This is a genomic window from Streptococcus pneumoniae (assembly GCA_040719455.1).
In the GTDB taxonomy this organism is placed as follows: Bacteria; Bacillota; Bacilli; order Lactobacillales; family Streptococcaceae; genus Streptococcus; species Streptococcus pneumoniae_G.
On the sequence record JBFDTN010000001.1, the window covers coordinates 1950313 to 1965124 of the forward strand.

A 14812-nucleotide genomic window follows, 5' to 3' on the forward strand; every position below is an offset into this window, starting at 1 on the left:
AGATTAAAAAGGAGATTTACCATGGTATTACCAAATTTTAAAGAAAACTTAGCAAAATATGCAAAACTATTGATTTCTAATGGCATCAATGTCCAAGACGGTCACACAGTGGTCTTGTCTATTGATGTGGATCAAGCCGAATTGGCACGTCTTTTGGTCAAGGAAGCCTATGCTCACGGAGCCCATGAAGTTATCATTCAGTGGACGGATGATGTGGTTAATCGTGAAAATATGCTGCATAAACCGTTAGAACGTTTAGAAAATGTTCCAGATTACCGTATTGCTGAGATGAATTACTGGATGGATAAAAAAGCGAGTCGCTTAGGTGTTCGCTCGGCAGATCCAGATGCTCTTGCAGGAGTGGATGCGGATAAATTAGCCAAGGCAACGCGTGCTATGAGCCTTGCTTATAAACCACTCAGCATCGCTACGCAAGCCAATAAAGTGAGCTGGACAGTGGCTGCAGCTGCAGGAACAGCGTGGGCAAAGAAAGTCTTTCCAAATGTGACTTCAGACGAAGAAGCTGTGGATTTGCTTTGGGATCAGATCTTCAAAACCTGTCGTGTCTACGAAGAAGATCCGGTCGCTGCTTGGAAGGCACACGAAGAAACCTTGAGTGCCAAAGCTAAGATTTTGAATGAAGAGCAGTTTGACGCCCTCCACTATACCGCACCAGGAACGGACTTGACCCTTGGCATGCCGAAAAATCATGTCTGGGAAAGCGCAGGCAGCCTTAATGCTCAAGGGGAGTATTTCATTGCCAATATGCCGACAGAAGAGGTCTTTTCAGCACCAGACTATCGTCGTGCCGATGGTTATGTTACCTCAACCAAGCCACTTAGCTACAACGGCAACATTATCGAAGGAATTAAAGTAACCTTTAAAGATGGTGAAATCGTCGATGTGACTGCAGAAAAAGGCGATGAAGTGATGAAAAAATTAGTCTTTGAAAATGCAGGGGCAAGAAGTCTTGGGGAAGTAGCTTTGGTACCTGATAAGAGTCCAATTTCGCAATCAGGAATTACCTTCTTTAATACCTTATTTGATGAAAATGCGTCCAATCACTTGGCGATTGGGGCTGCTTATGCGACCAGTGTCAAAGGTGGAGAAAATTTTGGCAGTGAAGAAGCCTTAAAAGAAGCTGGGCTCAATCGTTCAGATGTCCATGTGGATTTCATGATTGGCTCGAATCAGATGAATGTGGATGGTATTCGTGCGGATGGAACGGTTGTTCCAATCTTTAGAAATGGCGATTGGGCGATTTAGAAACGAGGAACATATGATTGGAAGTATGTTGATTGGGTGGTTGATTGCCTTTTTGGCAGCTGCCATTACCAATCGTGGAGAACGCATGGGCTGTATTGGAAAAATCCTGCTCGGTTGGGCAGGGGCTTGGATCGGTCAGCTTCTATTTGGTTACTGGGGGCCACAAGTGGTAGGTACAGCCGTTGTGCCATCGATTTTAGGCGCTATGTTATTGCTTGCTATCTTTTGGAGAAGAGATAGTTAAGGGAGTAGGACTCAATCGTGATTTCGAAGAAATTGATTCTCCTCACCCCTGCAAGATTGGAAATAGGGCTAGCGAATTATTTTTCGCTAGCCTCTTTTGATAGAATGTTGATTTATCAACGTTTGACAAACTAGACAAGACTGCGTCAAACTGTTAGAACTATAAAATGTAACGAGGTTGGAACTTTTGTCCCAACCTCTTTTGGAATGTGTGATAGTCATTTAATGTTCATGTATTGCGTTGTTACCTTGTATTGCTCCAACAGTCTGAGAGACTGCTGGAGGTTGGAAATAGTGTCCCCAGCTAATCTAAGTTCTGCCTGCGACTCGTTTCTTCGTACTCAATCAACACGCAACAACGATAAGATGTTATGTGATTCCTTTTTCTGCTAATTTTTCATTGAGTTGTTCGATTAATCTTGTCATACTTTGGATTTGTTGCTTGAGTTGTTGGATTTGTGCCTGTCGCTCTACAATTTCCTCTTGGAGAACTTCTCGATTTTCGAGCCATTGTTCTTTTGTCCCGCACTTGGTTTCGTGGATTTCTTTCATACGCTTAATAGCTTTGATGGATAATCCCAGCTCTCGTAGCTGGAGAATATTTTCAAGGTCGGTGCAATCTTTGTGACTCCAGCTGTACTGATCTTGTAAGTTTGAGTGATGTATCCTGTTTTCATTGATTTCCTTTCAAAAGTGCTTGACAGGGACTTAGACCCTCATGGTTTAATGGGGGAAAAGGAGGAAAGATGTTTCAATTATTGATTAGTTTGTATGTTGCCTTGCCATTGTTGGCGTCACTGTCCATGAAAGCTCGTTTTTCTAAGGCTTGGTTAGTTCTCTATGCAATACCGGTGTTTTTAGCCATCTTGGCATGTATCCTAGTGAGTCATCACAAAGAGCTAGTTGTGGCAAGTCTGGTGCTTACATGGCTGATTCGCCCCTTAGCAGGAAAATTCGTCTTTGGAAAGGTTCATCTGTCTCACTTTATCGTGCATGGCGTAATCAGTTTCTTGCTCATTTTGGGATTATTTTTCTTTTAAAAACAAGCGCTCGAGATATTCTTTTTGCCGTGGGATGACGAGAGTGTTTTCGAGAAATGCAGCTAGCTCTGCGCGTGACACCCAGATGTAGTCAGTCGTTTCGTCTTCTTGGAGGGTAATGCTGTCTTTGTTGCAATCGACTGTTGCCCAGTAGAGGTTAAAGATGCACTGGTCTTCGTGTGCGACAAAGTGGTGGTGGTAAACGAGCTGACGAGCCTCTAGCTGGATGCCAGTTTCTTCACGCACTTCACGGAGAATCACTATCTCAGAACTGTCATTAAGCAGAGCAGATTCGCTAGCTGTTGCGTCAAAATAGTTAGGATAAGAGGGTTTCTTGCTATCTTGTTTCATAAAAAGGATACTTTCATCCATGCTATCTCGCTTTCTCCTTGATTTATTTCTAGTATAACAAATTTTGTTCGTAAATTGTCAGTTTTTTCAGATAATTATTTTTCTTTTTGGTCCTATTTTCAAGCTTTGTGGTATAATAGGTGATAACTTTGCAAAACTGCAAGGAAATGATTGTTTGAAGGAGAAACGAATGTCAGCAACGAAAATGACCGCACAGGAAATTATCCAATTTATCGCAGATGCGAAAAAGAAAACAAGAGTGAAAGTGACCTTTGAAGGTGAATTAGCACAGCCAGTGCCAGAAACAGTGACTAAGCTCGGCAATGTCCTTTTTGGAGATTGGGCAGAAATTGAGCCTCTTCTTGTATCACTCACAGAAAATAAAGACTATGTCGTGGAGCAAGATGCTAGAAATTCAGCAGTGCCATTACTGGATAAGCGGGCGATTAACGCTCGAATTGAGCCAGGGGCAATTATTCGTGACCAAGTGGAAATTGGGGATAATGCCGTGATTATGATGGGTGCTGTGATCAATATCGGCGCTGAGATTGGTAGCGGAACCATGATTGATATGGGGGCTATTCTTGGTGGTCGTGCGATTGTTGGAAAAAATAGCCATGTAGGAGCAGGGGCTGTTTTGGCAGGTGTGATTGAGCCAGCCAGTGCCGAGCCTGTTCGTGTCGGTGACAATGTCTTGATTGGTGCCAATGCCGTAGTGATTGAGGGCGTGCAAATCGGTAGCGGCTCTGTCGTAGCAGCGGGGGCAATCGTGACCCAAGACGTTCCTGAAAATGTCGTGGTAGCAGGAGTGCCAGCTCGTATTATCAAGGAAATCGATGAGAAAACCCAGCAAAAAACAGCTCTTGAAGACGCTCTTCGGACTCTTTAGTAGGTGAGTCTATGTTAGATGTAGAACAAATCCGCCGTGATCTTCACCAGATCCCTGAGATTGGCTTAGAGGAGTTTAAGACGCATGCCTATCTCATGCAGGTGATTGAGCGTTTAACTAGTGGGCTTGATTTTGTGGAAATCAGGACTTGGCGGACAGGAATTTTAGTCTTTATCAAGGGAAGTAGCCCAAGTAAGACCATTGGATGGCGGACAGATATTGATGGTTTGCCGATTGTAGAAGATACTGGCTTGCCTTTTTCGAGTCAGCATGAGGGTCGTATGCACGCTTGTGGGCATGATATGCATATGAGTATTGCCTTAGGTTTGCTAGAAAAGCTCGTCTCAAAACAACCTAAGAATAATCTCCTCTTTCTTTTTCAGCCAGCGGAGGAAAATGAAGCTGGGGGTATGCTCATGTATGAAGATGGAGCATTTGGAGATTGGTTACCAGATGAGTTTTATGCGTTACATGTACGTCCAGATTTAAAAGTTGGCGATATTGCGACCAATCGTGGGACTCTATTTGCAGGGACTTGCGAGGTTAAATTGACCTTCACTGGAAAAGGGGGACACGCTGCCTTTCCACATGAGGCAAATGACGCTTTGGTAGCTGCGAGTTATTTTATCACTCAAGTGCAAACCATTGTGAGCCGCAATGTCGATCCTATCGAGGGAGCTGTGGTGACTTTTGGTGCCATGCATGCAGGTGTGACCAATAATGTCATTGCAGAAACGGCTTTTTTACACGGTACGATTCGGACGCTGACCATGGAGATGAACCGTTTGACCCAAGATCGAATCCGTTCGATTGCGGAAGGAATTGCTAAGTCATTTGAAGTAGACCTTGACTTGGAGTTGAAACAAGGAGGCTATCTTCCTGTGGAAAACCATGCAGGACTCGCAGATCAGTTGATGACCTTCTTTGAGGAGGAAGAGGGGGTTAACTTGATTGATTGCCTACCTGCCATGACCGGAGAAGACTTTGGTTATTTGTTAAACAAGGTAGATGGAGTCATGTTTTGGCTAGGAATCGACAGTCCCTACGCTCTTCATCATCCAAAGATGACGCCGGATGAAGCAGCTCTGCCATTTGCTGTGGAAAAGATCGGGAAATTTTTACAGATGAAAAGTGAGGAATAGGGAGATAGGAGAGAGTGAGGAGTGCCCCTCTCTCTTTTTCCCGTATTAGGAGGATAGATGAAAAAGGGATTAAGACAAGAAGTCTTACAAAAGATGGAAGAGTTTTTAGGAGCTGAAAAGGCGCGTGCGGATGAGTGGTTAATGAAACAAATCTTGGCGAGTCCTGCTTATCAAGAAGCAGAGGTTCTTGCGACTTACTTGTCTTTTCCGCACGAGGTAGCGACGATTCCTTTGATTGAGAAAGCCTTACAAGACGGAAAGCGTGTGGTGATTCCAAAGACCTATCCACAGGGACGAATGATCTTTGTGGATTACGAACCTGATCAGTTGATTTCTACGTCTTTTGGTTTGTTAGAGCCTAAAAGCGAGCTTGCAGTTGAGAAATTGCTGATTGATGTAATCCATGTTCCTGGGCTTGTGTTTACAAGGCAAGGGTATCGAATTGGCTATGGTGGGGGCTATTATGATCGCTATTTAGCGGATTATGATGGTGTCACGATGAGCACGATTTATGACTTTCAAGAAAGGGAATTTGAGCCAGCTTTTTATGATATTCAGATAGAAAAGGTATATAGATATGAACAAAATATGGGATAAACGTTATCCAGTAACTAGCAGTTTGCTGGTTGTGACGCTCTTGGTATTTCTAGCCATGTTACTGACTCGCGGATTTGCTTATAGCAATGCCCAGACGGTGTTTGAATTTGGAGGTATATATGGCGATGCTTTATTGGCTCTTCCAAGTCAGTCTTGGCGCTTAGTATCTGCCATTTTTGTCCACATTGGTTTTGAACATGTGATTCTCAATATGTTGACTCTTTATTTTATTGGTCGGCAGGCAGAGGACATTTTTGGTTCTCTGAAGTTTCTCATGCTCTATCTGTTTTCTGGGTTGATGGGCAATATCTTTGTCTTTTTCTTCACGCCATATGCAGTAGCAGCAGGGGCATCCAGCTCTTTGTTTGGGATTTTTGGGGCCATCATCATGCTTCGCTATGCGGTTCGCAATCCCTACATTCAGCAGTTGGGGCAATCCTATCTATCCCTTTTAGTGGTCAATTTGCTCTTTAGTCTCATGCCAGGAATTAGCTTGGCAGGTCATTTAGGGGGTGCTGTGGGCGGTGCTCTTTGTGCTGTTATTCTCCCTGTTCGTGGGGAAAGACGTGCTTATACAATGAAAGAAAGAGTCTTAGCTTTGGGAGCTTATCTGCTTTTAGCAGGAGGTTTGCTCGTTATTGCTTTTAGCCGTCGATAGCTGTCGTCACTTCGTTTTTATTTATGGCGTCATTCACTCGTCTTGCTTCAACAGTCCAGTGGACTGTTGAAGGTTGGAAATAGGGATTATGCCATAATCCTCAACTAAGTCCAGTGGACTGTTAGAGGTTGGAAATAAGAGTTTGAGATAAATGCCCTCAGCTACCCTAAGTTCTGCCTACGACTCCTTGCCTCGGACTCCATTAAAACTGATGCAACTATAAAAATATATCCCACTGACACTCGTGTCAGCGGGATTTTTTATGTTCCGAGTAAAATCTCAGCAGATATGGTAATCTCTGTTAAATCAGACCAGTCTATTGCGTCTTTATCCACATGAAAGAGGAGTGGAGTCATGGCAAGAAGAGCCGTTTTACTCTCTTCGCTTAAGAGATACGTTCTTGAGACAAGTACCGTCTTTTCAATATCCACATGCTCTTTGAAATGATTGATAATCTCTTGGTTGCTATATGCTGTTTTACCAACTTTTAGGCGAATTTCTTTGAGGTGGTCTAGGGTTGGAATGACTTTGATGATTTTTCCATGAGGGGCAAGAATGCGCCTGAATTCCTGATAATGGGCAGGAGAGAAGATATCAAGTAAGATATCCATGCTGTGATCCTTTATCGGGAGTTGGGCGAGATCTGCGACAAACCAGTTGATGGTCTTTTCTTTGTCACTTTTTGCACCTAACTGCACGGAGTGCTTAGACAAATCAAAGGCGTAAAAGTCTTTTTTAGGAAAATGCTCTTGCAGGTGGCGGGTATAGTAGCCCTCCCCACAGCCGACATCGAGAATGTTTTGATGATTCGAAAGTTCAGCCAGCAAATCTCTCAAGGCTTCTAGGATATGTTGATAATAACCAGCTTCTAAGACCAGTTGGCGCTGCTGGAAGTTTTCCTTATCATAGGTTTTGGATTGCTTGATGTGGGGAGCTAGATTGACGTAGCCAAATTTACTGATGTCAAAGCAGTGTTTCTTGGGACATACTAGACTCTGCTCGTGTAAGTGTAGTTGAGTCTTGCAAAGCGGGCAAATGAAAGAGTTGGCAGATGATTCAAAACGTAAAAAATTAGTAGACATTAGAGTGACCTCATGGATTGTTCGAAAGTGGAAAGCGAGTGTGAAAGTAGGGGGAGCTTGATGGTATCCCAAAAACCGTCGTCTTTTCTTCGTGGAATGAGATGTGAGTGAGAATGTGTTCCCGTATCCATTAACTCCTTGTCATTACGAGCAAGGGTTACACCGTTAATGGGACGGTGTTGTTCCATCAGAATTGTGATTTTTTGCTCCAGCTCTGCTAGCTCGTGTAGGACAGGGAGTGATAATTCCGCAAGACTTGTGAAATGGTCCTTGCTAATAATCAAGAGATGTCCTGTCTGAATCGGATCAATATCCCACACCAGCTTAAAATGCTCTGTCTGATGGAGAATCTATTCTTCTAAAATATTTTTGCAAAAGATACAGTGGATAGCGTGTTATCCTTTCTGGATTGGAAGTGGCAGATTCCGCCCACGCCTTGGGTGGAGTGAGTGCCAGAAGGAAAGAATTGGACTGAGAATATAGAAGTAAAAGGCTAGATGTGGGTTGATAAAGGCTAGTCCAAAGGTGAAGAGGCTGATAAGAGTAGAAGAGATGAGCCGTCGGAAACTCATGCGTTTCATGAGAATTTGTAGACTATTAAGCTCTGAAAAACGGCTTTGGGAAAGGAAGAATTCCGACAGCCAAGCAAAGAAATTAGTGATAAAAACGGCAATGCCGTAGCTGAGAACGGTTGTGATATTGACTTCCTCGAGCATCCAGCGAGCAAAGATTGGAAGTAGTGCCAAACTTGCCATAAAGGCAAATTGAGCAATCACAGCACCTGAGCCAATGCCTTTAACTTGGTTGTAGAGCTTGTGGTTGTCCCACCACATGTCCATGATGATAAAAAAGGTGACTAAAAAGATGAAGATGCTAAAGAGAAAGGCTTGAAAGCTTGTTGCGTGAGAGGGCAGAGGAATTTCAAGCAGCATAATGGTTGCGATAATGGCAATGACGGCATCGGTAAAGACTTCTAAGTGTTCTTTGAGACGCCTTTGATTTTCAGCCTCTTGCTCGGCAATCAATTTTCTGCGAAATTCCAAGGCTTCTTCGTCGCTTAGTCCCTCTAATTCAGGATACATTTGGGAAAATTCTTCCTTGACTTGGTTGAAAAAGTTGGCTAATTCTTCTTGACGATTTGATCGGGTCATAGCGTTCCTTTCTGGATTTTGAGATATGAAAAGGGAGTGGGATAAAAATCGTGATTTCGAAGAAATCGATTTTGTGGTCCCACCCCCGCAAGGTTGACGTGGCTTGTAGAAGATTGATAAATCAATGTTTTACAAGCCCGACAACTACTGCGTCAAACTGTTAGAGCTACAAAATGTAACGAGGTCGGGTACTTCTGGCCCAACCTCTTCTTGGTGTTTAGTATGTTAGTACAAAGTATTTTTTCTTACCCCGGCGGATAACAGTCAATTCATTTTCTAACTTGTCTGCATCTGTTAGCACGTAGTCAAGGTCTTGTACGCGTTCGCCGTTGATGTAAATCGCACCGTTCCCTATGTCTTCACGGGCTTGGCGTTTGGAGTTGACTACACCTGCTGTGACAAGAAGTTCCACGATGTTGAGGTTGTCCTCTGCTGTCACTGTGTAATTTGGCACGCCACGAAGTCCTTGTTTGAGTTCTTTGACCGAAAGATTTTTGATGTTTCCTGCAAAGAGTTGCTCGGTGATGTTGAGTGCCTCTTGGTAGGCTGCTTCACCGTGGACCAAGGTTACCACTTCACGAGCAAGGATTTTTTGAGCCAAGCGCTCATGTGGCGCTGCTTCAAATTGCTGGCGGATTTCTTCGATTTCATCAAGTGGCAAGAAGGTGAAAATCTTCAAGAAACGAATGGCATCTGCGTCCATGACATTCATCCAGAATTGGTACATTTCGTATGGGGAAGTCTTATCAGCATTGAGCCAAACGGCGTTGCCTTCTGATTTTCCAAATTTCTTACCAGTTGCATCGGTAATGAGGGGAACCGTGATGACATGACCAGTCTTATCTGCCTTGCGGCGGAGCAATTCTGTTCCCGCAGTCATATTGCCCCATTGGTCACTTCCTCCGATTTGAAGAGTAACATTGTGCAAGCGATTGAGCTCGTAGAAGTCAAATCCTTGCATGATTTGGTAGGCAAATTCTGTATAGGAAATTCCTGTTTCAATCCGTTTTTTCACAGATTCCTTGCTCATCATGTAGTTGACAGTGAAATATTTTCCAACATCGCGCAAGAAATCAATGAAGCTGACGCTGCCGAACCAATCGTAGTTGTTGGTCATGACAGCCTTGTTGTCACCAGTTTCAAAATCAAGGAAACGCTCTAATTGTGCCTGAATACTTTTCACCCAGCTATCAACCGTATCTTTGGTTTGTAGGCTACGTTCTGCGTCTTTAAAGGACGGATCCCCAATCAAGCCAGTTGCGCCTCCCACAAGCGGATATGGCTTGTGACCTGCTAATTGTAAGTGGCGGCAGACAAGGATTGGCACCAAATGTCCTAAGTGTAGGCTATCAGCTGTTGGATCGTAGCCAGAATAATAAGAGACTTGGCCCTCTTCTAAGGCTTTTCGCAAAGCATCTTCATCTGTGGTTTGAAAGACTAAACCACGCTCTTTTAGCTCATCAAAAATGTGCATGTCTCTTCTCCTTTTTTGTTTATAGTTAGATTCCATTGTATCACAAAATGATGAAGAACGGCATAGATTTGTCAAAAAAGTTTGGATTTCTAGTCTTTCGTTTGTAAGCAGCTTTAAAAATTTGCTATAATAGTTCTAACTGTGAGGTGAATGAGCATGAAACAGAGAATAGAACGCATAAAAGGCTGGATTTCTAGCCGACCGAAAAAGGAAAAACTTCCCAAGGAGGAGTGGACGGCAAGTGATATTGCAGCGATTGGCTTGCGGACCTTGAAACTCCTCTCCAATCTCATCTTTGTATTAGGATTTCTAGGCTTCTTGTTTGGAGCAGGTATTGCTCTGGGGTACACTGCTAGCTTGTTTGATGATGTCAAGGTTCCCCAAGAAGAGGAGTTGGTCAAGCAGGTTCGTGATATTTCAGCGATTTCTGAGCTGAAGTATGCAGATGGAAGCCCTATTTCTAGCATTGATAGTGATTTGTTGCGGGTGGCAGTAGAAAGCAAGGATATTTCAGAAAATATCAAAAAAGCCGTGATTGCAACAGAAGATGAACACTTTAATGAACATAATGGGGTGGTTACAAAGGCTGTTTTTCGGGCAACTTTGGGTTCGGTCGTTGGGATTGGTTCCTCCAGTGGAGGATCAACCTTAACCCAACAATTAATTAAGCAACAGGTGGTTGGAGATGCACCTACCTTTAAGAGAAAGGCAGTAGAAATCGTTGATGCCCTTGCCCTTGAACGCTATCTATCAAAAGATGAAATCTTAACGACCTACCTCAATGTAGCTCCATTTGGACGAAACAACAAAGGACAAAATATCGCAGGTGTGGAAGAAGCGGCTCAAGGTATCTTTGGAGTTGCGGCTAAGGACTTGAGTATTCCGCAGGCAGCCTTTATTGCAGGTTTACCGCAAAGTCCGATTGTCTATTCGCCCTATGCAGCAGATGGAAGCCTCAAGAGTCCTGAAAATATGGCTTATGGACTTGAGCGGGAAAAAGATGTTCTCTACAATATGTATCGAACAGGTGCTTTGACAGAAGATGAATACAAGCTCTATAAAGATTATGACTTGAGCAAGGAATTCTTGCCAGCAGAGCAAGTGCCAGCTATTTCACATGATTATCTTTATTTTACAGCTATTGAAGAAGCTAGAAAGATCATGTATGACTATGTGATCAAGCGTGATCAGGTGTCTGAGCAGGATTTGAAAAATGATGATACCATTCAAGCTTATAAAGAGTTAGCAGCGAAAGAATTGAGTGAGGGTGGCTATATTGTCACAACAACCATCAACAAAAATATCCACAATGCCATGCAAAATGCGGTTGCGAACTTTGGTGGTCTACTAGATGATGGGACAGGCTTTGTTGAGACGGGAAATGTACTCATGGACAATCAAACAGGAGCAGTCCTTGGCTTTGTCGGTGGTCGAGATTATCAGTCTAATCAAAACAACCATGCTTTTGATACCGTACGTTCACCAGGATCAACCATTAAGCCAATTCTGGCGTATGGAATTGCCATTGACCAAGGCTTGATGGGAAGTGCCAGTATCCTCTCTAATTACCCAACTAATTTCTCAAGTGGCGAGCCGATTATGCACGTGGATAGCCGAGGAACAGCGATGATGGATCTTCAAGAAGCACTCAATACTTCGTGGAATATCCCTGCTTACTGGACTTATCAATTACTTCGAGAAAAAGGGGTCAATGTGCGTGGCTACATGGAGAAAATGGGCTATGAGATTCCTGAGTATGGCATTGAAAGTCTGCCGATGGGTGGGGGTGTTGAAGTTTCTGTTGCTCAGCACACCAATGGATTTCAGACCTTGGCAAATAATGGCGCTTACCATGAAAAGCACATGGTGGCTAAAATCATCAAAAAAGATGGAACGGTTATTTATGAGCATAAGGCCAAGCCAGTTCAAGTCTATTCAAAAGCCACAGCGACTATCATGCAAAATCTGTTGCGTGGGGTGCTGACTTCTGGCGCAACAACAACCTTTAAATCACGTTTGGCGCAAGTAAACGGTGCTCTATCAGGTGCAGACTGGATTGGAAAAACAGGGACGACAAATATAAATGGCGATATGTGGCTCATGCTCTCAACTCCTAAGATTACGCTGGGAGGCTGGATTGGTCATGATGATAACCGTCCATTGACTCCACGAGCTTATGATAATAATGCTCATTACATGGCAAATCTCATCAATGCCATCCATCAGGCAGATCCAAGCGTATTGGGAACCAATGAAAAATTCAATCTTGATCCAAGTGTTATTAAGACGGACGTTTTAAAATCTACTGGAGAAAAACCTGCAGCGGTTAATATTAACGGTCGTACGATTAGTGTGAGCGGTCAAATGGTACCTAGCTATTGGGCTAAAAATGGCGCTCCAAACACCAGTTACCATTTTGGAATTGGTGGAACGGATAGCGACTATCAAAATGCATGGGCAGCTATTTTAGGCAGTCGTTAAACCAAAACTCTGTTGATTTTTAATCAGCAGAGTTTTTTTATAAGAAAAACGGCGAATTTTGTGGTGAATCTCTTGTCAAGCGTCCTAAGTTTTGATATAATGAATAGGTTGTCAAAACAACAAATACTCATTTTGGATGAATTGTGGAGCTGTTGCCGTTTGGTCGCCCTGCAAGCTGAAATCCAAAAGAGGAGAAAAAACAAAAAGGAGACATTACTCATGGCAGTAATTTCAATGAAACAACTTCTTGAGGCTGGTGTTCACTTTGGTCACCAAACTCGTCGCTGGAATCCAAAGATGGCAAAATACATCTTTACAGAACGTAACGGAATCCACGTTATCGACCTTCAACAAACTGTAAAATATGCAGATCAAGCGTATGACTTTATCCGTGATGCAGCTGCAAACGATGCAATCATCTTGTTCGTTGGTACTAAAAAACAAGCTGCTGATGCAGTTAAAGAAGAAGCAGAACGTTCAGGTCAATACTACATCAACCACCGTTGGTTGGGTGGAACTCTTACAAACTGGGCAACAATCCAAAAACGTGTCGCTCGTTTGAAAGAAATCAAACGTATGGAAGAAGAAGGAATCTTCGACGTTCTTCCTAAGAAAGAAGTAGCATTGTTGAACAAACAACGCGCTCGTCTTGAAAAATTCTTGGGTGGTATCGAAGAAATGCCACGCATCCCAGATGTGATGTACGTTGTTGACCCACATAAAGAGCAAATCGCTGTTAAAGAAGCGAAAAAATTGGGTATCCCAGTTGTTGCGATGGTTGACACAAACACAGATCCAGATGATATCGATGTGATTATCCCAGCAAACGATGATGCTATCCGCGCTGTTAAATTGATCACTGCGAAAATGGCTGATGCGATTATCGAAGGTCGTCAAGGTGAAGATAGCGTTGAATCAGTAGAAGCAGAATTGGCAGCTACTGAAACTGAAGCAGCATCAATCGAAGAAATCGTTGAAGTTGTAGAAGGCTAAACCAAGAATTTTAGATTAAATTGTAAGAACCAAAAGGGCGGGGCTCAGCCCTCCCCTTTTTAAAAATAAAATTGAAACTAGGCTAATGAAACACCTTGTGTTTTATAGCCTTAGTATCTTGTGTAACTGAACACGACCTAAACACTGTGTGAAAAAGAGTAATCTTCCTAGAGTCTGAGGACTCTTCGTCAGATTTCCTATTTTCACTTTGTGTTTTACGGTCTTAGTATCTTAATTAAGGAGAAAAACTATGGCAGAAATTACAGCTAAGCTTGTAAAAGAATTGCGTGAAAAATCTGGTGCTGGTGTCATGGACGCTAAAAAAGCCCTTGTTGAAGTAGATGGAGACATCGAAAAAGCGATTGAATTGCTTCGTGAAAAAGGAATGGCAAAAGCAGCTAAGAAAGCTGACCGTGTAGCAGCAGAAGGTTTGACTGGTGTTTACGTGGACGGAAACGTAGCAGCAGTTGTTGAGGTAAATGCTGAAACTGACTTCGTTGCGAAAAACGCTCAATTCGTTGAATTGGTAAACGAAACAGCAAAAGTAATCGCAGAAGGTAAACCAGCGAACAACGAAGAAGCACTTGCTCTTACAATGCCTTCAGGTGAAACTCTTGAAGCAGCTTATGTAAATGCAACTGCAACTATCGGAGAAAAAATCTCATTCCGCCGTTTTGCTTTGATTGAAAAAACAGATGCACAAGCATTTGGTGCTTACCAACACAATGGTGGACGTATCGGTGTTATCTCTGTTATCGAAGGTGGCGACGAAGCTCTTGCAAAACAAGTATCAATGCACATCGCTGCGATGAAACCAACTGTTCTTTCATACAAAGAATTGGATGAGCAATTTGTAAAAGATGAATTGGCACAATTGAACCATGCGATTGAGCAAGATAATGAAAGCCGTGCAATGGTTGGTAAACCAGCTCTTCCATTCTTGAAATACGGTTCAAAAGCTCAATTGTCTGATGAAGTGATTGCACAAGCAGAAGAAGATATCAAGGTAGAATTGGCTGCTGAAGGTAAACCAGAAAAAATCTGGGACAAAATCCTTCCAGGTAAAATGGACCGCTTCATGCTTGACAATACGAAAGTTGACCAAGCTTACACACTTCTTGCACAAGTTTACATCATGGACGACAGCAAGACAGTTGAAGCTTACCTTGACTCAGTAAACGCTAGCGTTGTAACATTCGCTCGTTTCGAAGTAGGTGAAGGAATTGAAAAAGCAGCAAACGACTTTGAATCAGAAGTTGCTGCAACAATGGCTGCTGCCCTTGGTAAATAATTATTTATTGTAAAATCGAACTCAACTGAGTTCGATTTTTTTCTTTTTGAGATGAATGTATAAGACTTATTTAGTAAAGAAGTTGTATCTTCTTTGTATCATAGAACCTATCTCTGAGATGCTTAGAAAAAAGAGGATGGCTATATGTTTCCTA

General features: G+C 42.9%; 16 protein-coding genes. 10 read left to right on the forward strand and 6 right to left on the reverse strand.

Annotation, left to right across the window (positions count from 1 at the left end; genetic code table 11):
* Nucleotides 1-21: 21 nt before the first annotated feature.
* Both AB1I63_09495 and AB1I63_09500 read left to right on the forward strand, forming a co-directional pair.
* On the forward strand, nucleotides 22-1266 hold the full coding sequence (locus AB1I63_09495; GenBank protein ID MEW4355064.1) for an aminopeptidase: 1245 nt from the start codon (nucleotides 22-24) through the stop codon (nucleotides 1264-1266).
* Nucleotides 1267-1279: 13 nt separating this feature from the next.
* Nucleotides 1280-1510: a GlsB/YeaQ/YmgE family stress response membrane protein gene (locus AB1I63_09500; GenBank protein ID MEW4355065.1), complete on the forward strand. Its 231-nt coding sequence runs from the start codon at nucleotides 1280-1282 to the stop codon at nucleotides 1508-1510.
* Nucleotides 1511-1878: 368 nt separating this feature from the next.
* Here AB1I63_09500 and AB1I63_09505 read toward each other — a convergent pair whose 3' ends face one another.
* On the reverse strand, nucleotides 1879-2061 hold the full coding sequence (locus AB1I63_09505; GenBank protein ID MEW4355066.1) for a hypothetical protein: 183 nt from the start codon (nucleotides 2059-2061) through the stop codon (nucleotides 1879-1881).
* A gap of 194 nt (nucleotides 2062-2255) precedes the next feature.
* On the opposite strand from AB1I63_09505, the gene AB1I63_09510 reads away from it, so the two are divergent.
* Entirely contained in the window at nucleotides 2256-2549 is a 294-nt protein-coding gene (locus AB1I63_09510; GenBank protein ID MEW4355067.1) for a hypothetical protein, read from the forward strand.
* Here AB1I63_09510 and AB1I63_09515 read toward each other — a convergent pair.
* Nucleotides 2535-2921, reverse strand: a complete 387-nt coding sequence (locus AB1I63_09515; protein ID MEW4355068.1) for an NUDIX domain-containing protein — start codon at nucleotides 2919-2921, stop codon at nucleotides 2535-2537. The genes AB1I63_09510 and AB1I63_09515 overlap by 15 nt on opposite strands.
* Before the next feature lie 169 nt (nucleotides 2922-3090).
* Here AB1I63_09515 and dapD point away from each other — a divergent pair, with 169 nt between their 5' ends.
* Genes dapD through AB1I63_09535 form a run of 4 tightly spaced genes read left to right on the forward strand, consistent with a single transcriptional unit; the run spans nucleotide 3091 to nucleotide 6186 of the window.
* Nucleotides 3091-3789: a 2,3,4,5-tetrahydropyridine-2,6-dicarboxylate N-acetyltransferase gene (gene dapD / locus AB1I63_09520; GenBank protein MEW4355069.1), complete on the forward strand. Its 699-nt coding sequence runs from the start codon at nucleotides 3091-3093 to the stop codon at nucleotides 3787-3789.
* Between the two features lie 11 nt (nucleotides 3790-3800).
* Complete coding sequence (locus AB1I63_09525) at nucleotides 3801-4931, forward strand: N-acetyldiaminopimelate deacetylase (protein ID MEW4355070.1); 1131 nt, start codon at nucleotides 3801-3803, stop codon at nucleotides 4929-4931.
* A 57-nt stretch (nucleotides 4932-4988) separates the two neighbouring features.
* Complete coding sequence (locus AB1I63_09530) at nucleotides 4989-5528, forward strand: 5-formyltetrahydrofolate cyclo-ligase (GenBank protein MEW4355071.1); 540 nt, start codon at nucleotides 4989-4991, stop codon at nucleotides 5526-5528.
* Nucleotides 5509-6186: a rhomboid family intramembrane serine protease gene (locus tag AB1I63_09535; GenBank protein ID MEW4355072.1), complete on the forward strand. Its 678-nt coding sequence runs from the start codon at nucleotides 5509-5511 to the stop codon at nucleotides 6184-6186. Before AB1I63_09530 ends, AB1I63_09535 begins: the two co-directional genes overlap by 20 nt.
* Before the next feature lie 260 nt (nucleotides 6187-6446).
* On the opposite strand, the gene AB1I63_09540 is transcribed toward AB1I63_09535, so the two are convergent.
* The 4 genes from AB1I63_09540 to tyrS form a co-directional block, all read right to left on the reverse strand.
* Nucleotides 6447-7268 (reverse strand): putative RNA methyltransferase, encoded by an 822-nt coding sequence (locus AB1I63_09540; protein MEW4355073.1) that lies wholly within the window; start codon nucleotides 7266-7268, stop codon nucleotides 6447-6449.
* Nucleotides 7268-7618 carry an HIT family protein gene (locus AB1I63_09545; GenBank protein ID MEW4355074.1) on the reverse strand — a complete coding sequence of 117 codons (351 nt, stop codon included), beginning with the start codon at nucleotides 7616-7618 and terminating at the stop codon, nucleotides 7268-7270. The genes AB1I63_09540 and AB1I63_09545 overlap by 1 nt, the downstream gene beginning before the upstream one ends.
* 45 nt (nucleotides 7619-7663) lie before the next feature.
* Complete coding sequence (locus AB1I63_09550; GenBank protein MEW4355075.1) at nucleotides 7664-8419, reverse strand: TMEM175 family protein; 756 nt, start codon at nucleotides 8417-8419, stop codon at nucleotides 7664-7666.
* 217 nt (nucleotides 8420-8636) lie between these two features.
* A complete protein-coding gene (gene tyrS, locus AB1I63_09555) occupies nucleotides 8637-9893 on the reverse strand; it encodes a tyrosine--tRNA ligase (protein MEW4355076.1) in 1257 nt (418 codons plus the stop codon).
* A 156-nt stretch (nucleotides 9894-10049) separates the two neighbouring features.
* On the opposite strand from tyrS, the gene pbp1b reads away from it, so the two are divergent.
* From pbp1b to tsf, 3 genes are all read left to right on the forward strand, one after another.
* A complete protein-coding gene (gene pbp1b, locus AB1I63_09560) occupies nucleotides 10050-12374 on the forward strand; it encodes a penicillin-binding protein PBP1B (GenBank protein ID MEW4355077.1) in 2325 nt (774 codons plus the stop codon).
* A gap of 219 nt (nucleotides 12375-12593) precedes the next feature.
* The gene (rpsB, locus tag AB1I63_09565; GenBank protein ID MEW4355078.1) at nucleotides 12594-13367 is read left to right on the forward strand and encodes a 30S ribosomal protein S2; all 774 of its coding nucleotides are present in this window, start codon (nucleotides 12594-12596) and stop codon (nucleotides 13365-13367) included.
* Between the two features lie 250 nt (nucleotides 13368-13617).
* Nucleotides 13618-14658 carry a translation elongation factor Ts gene (gene tsf, locus AB1I63_09570; GenBank protein MEW4355079.1) on the forward strand — a complete coding sequence of 347 codons (1041 nt, stop codon included), beginning with the start codon at nucleotides 13618-13620 and terminating at the stop codon, nucleotides 14656-14658.
* Nucleotides 14659-14812: the final 154 nt, after the last annotated feature.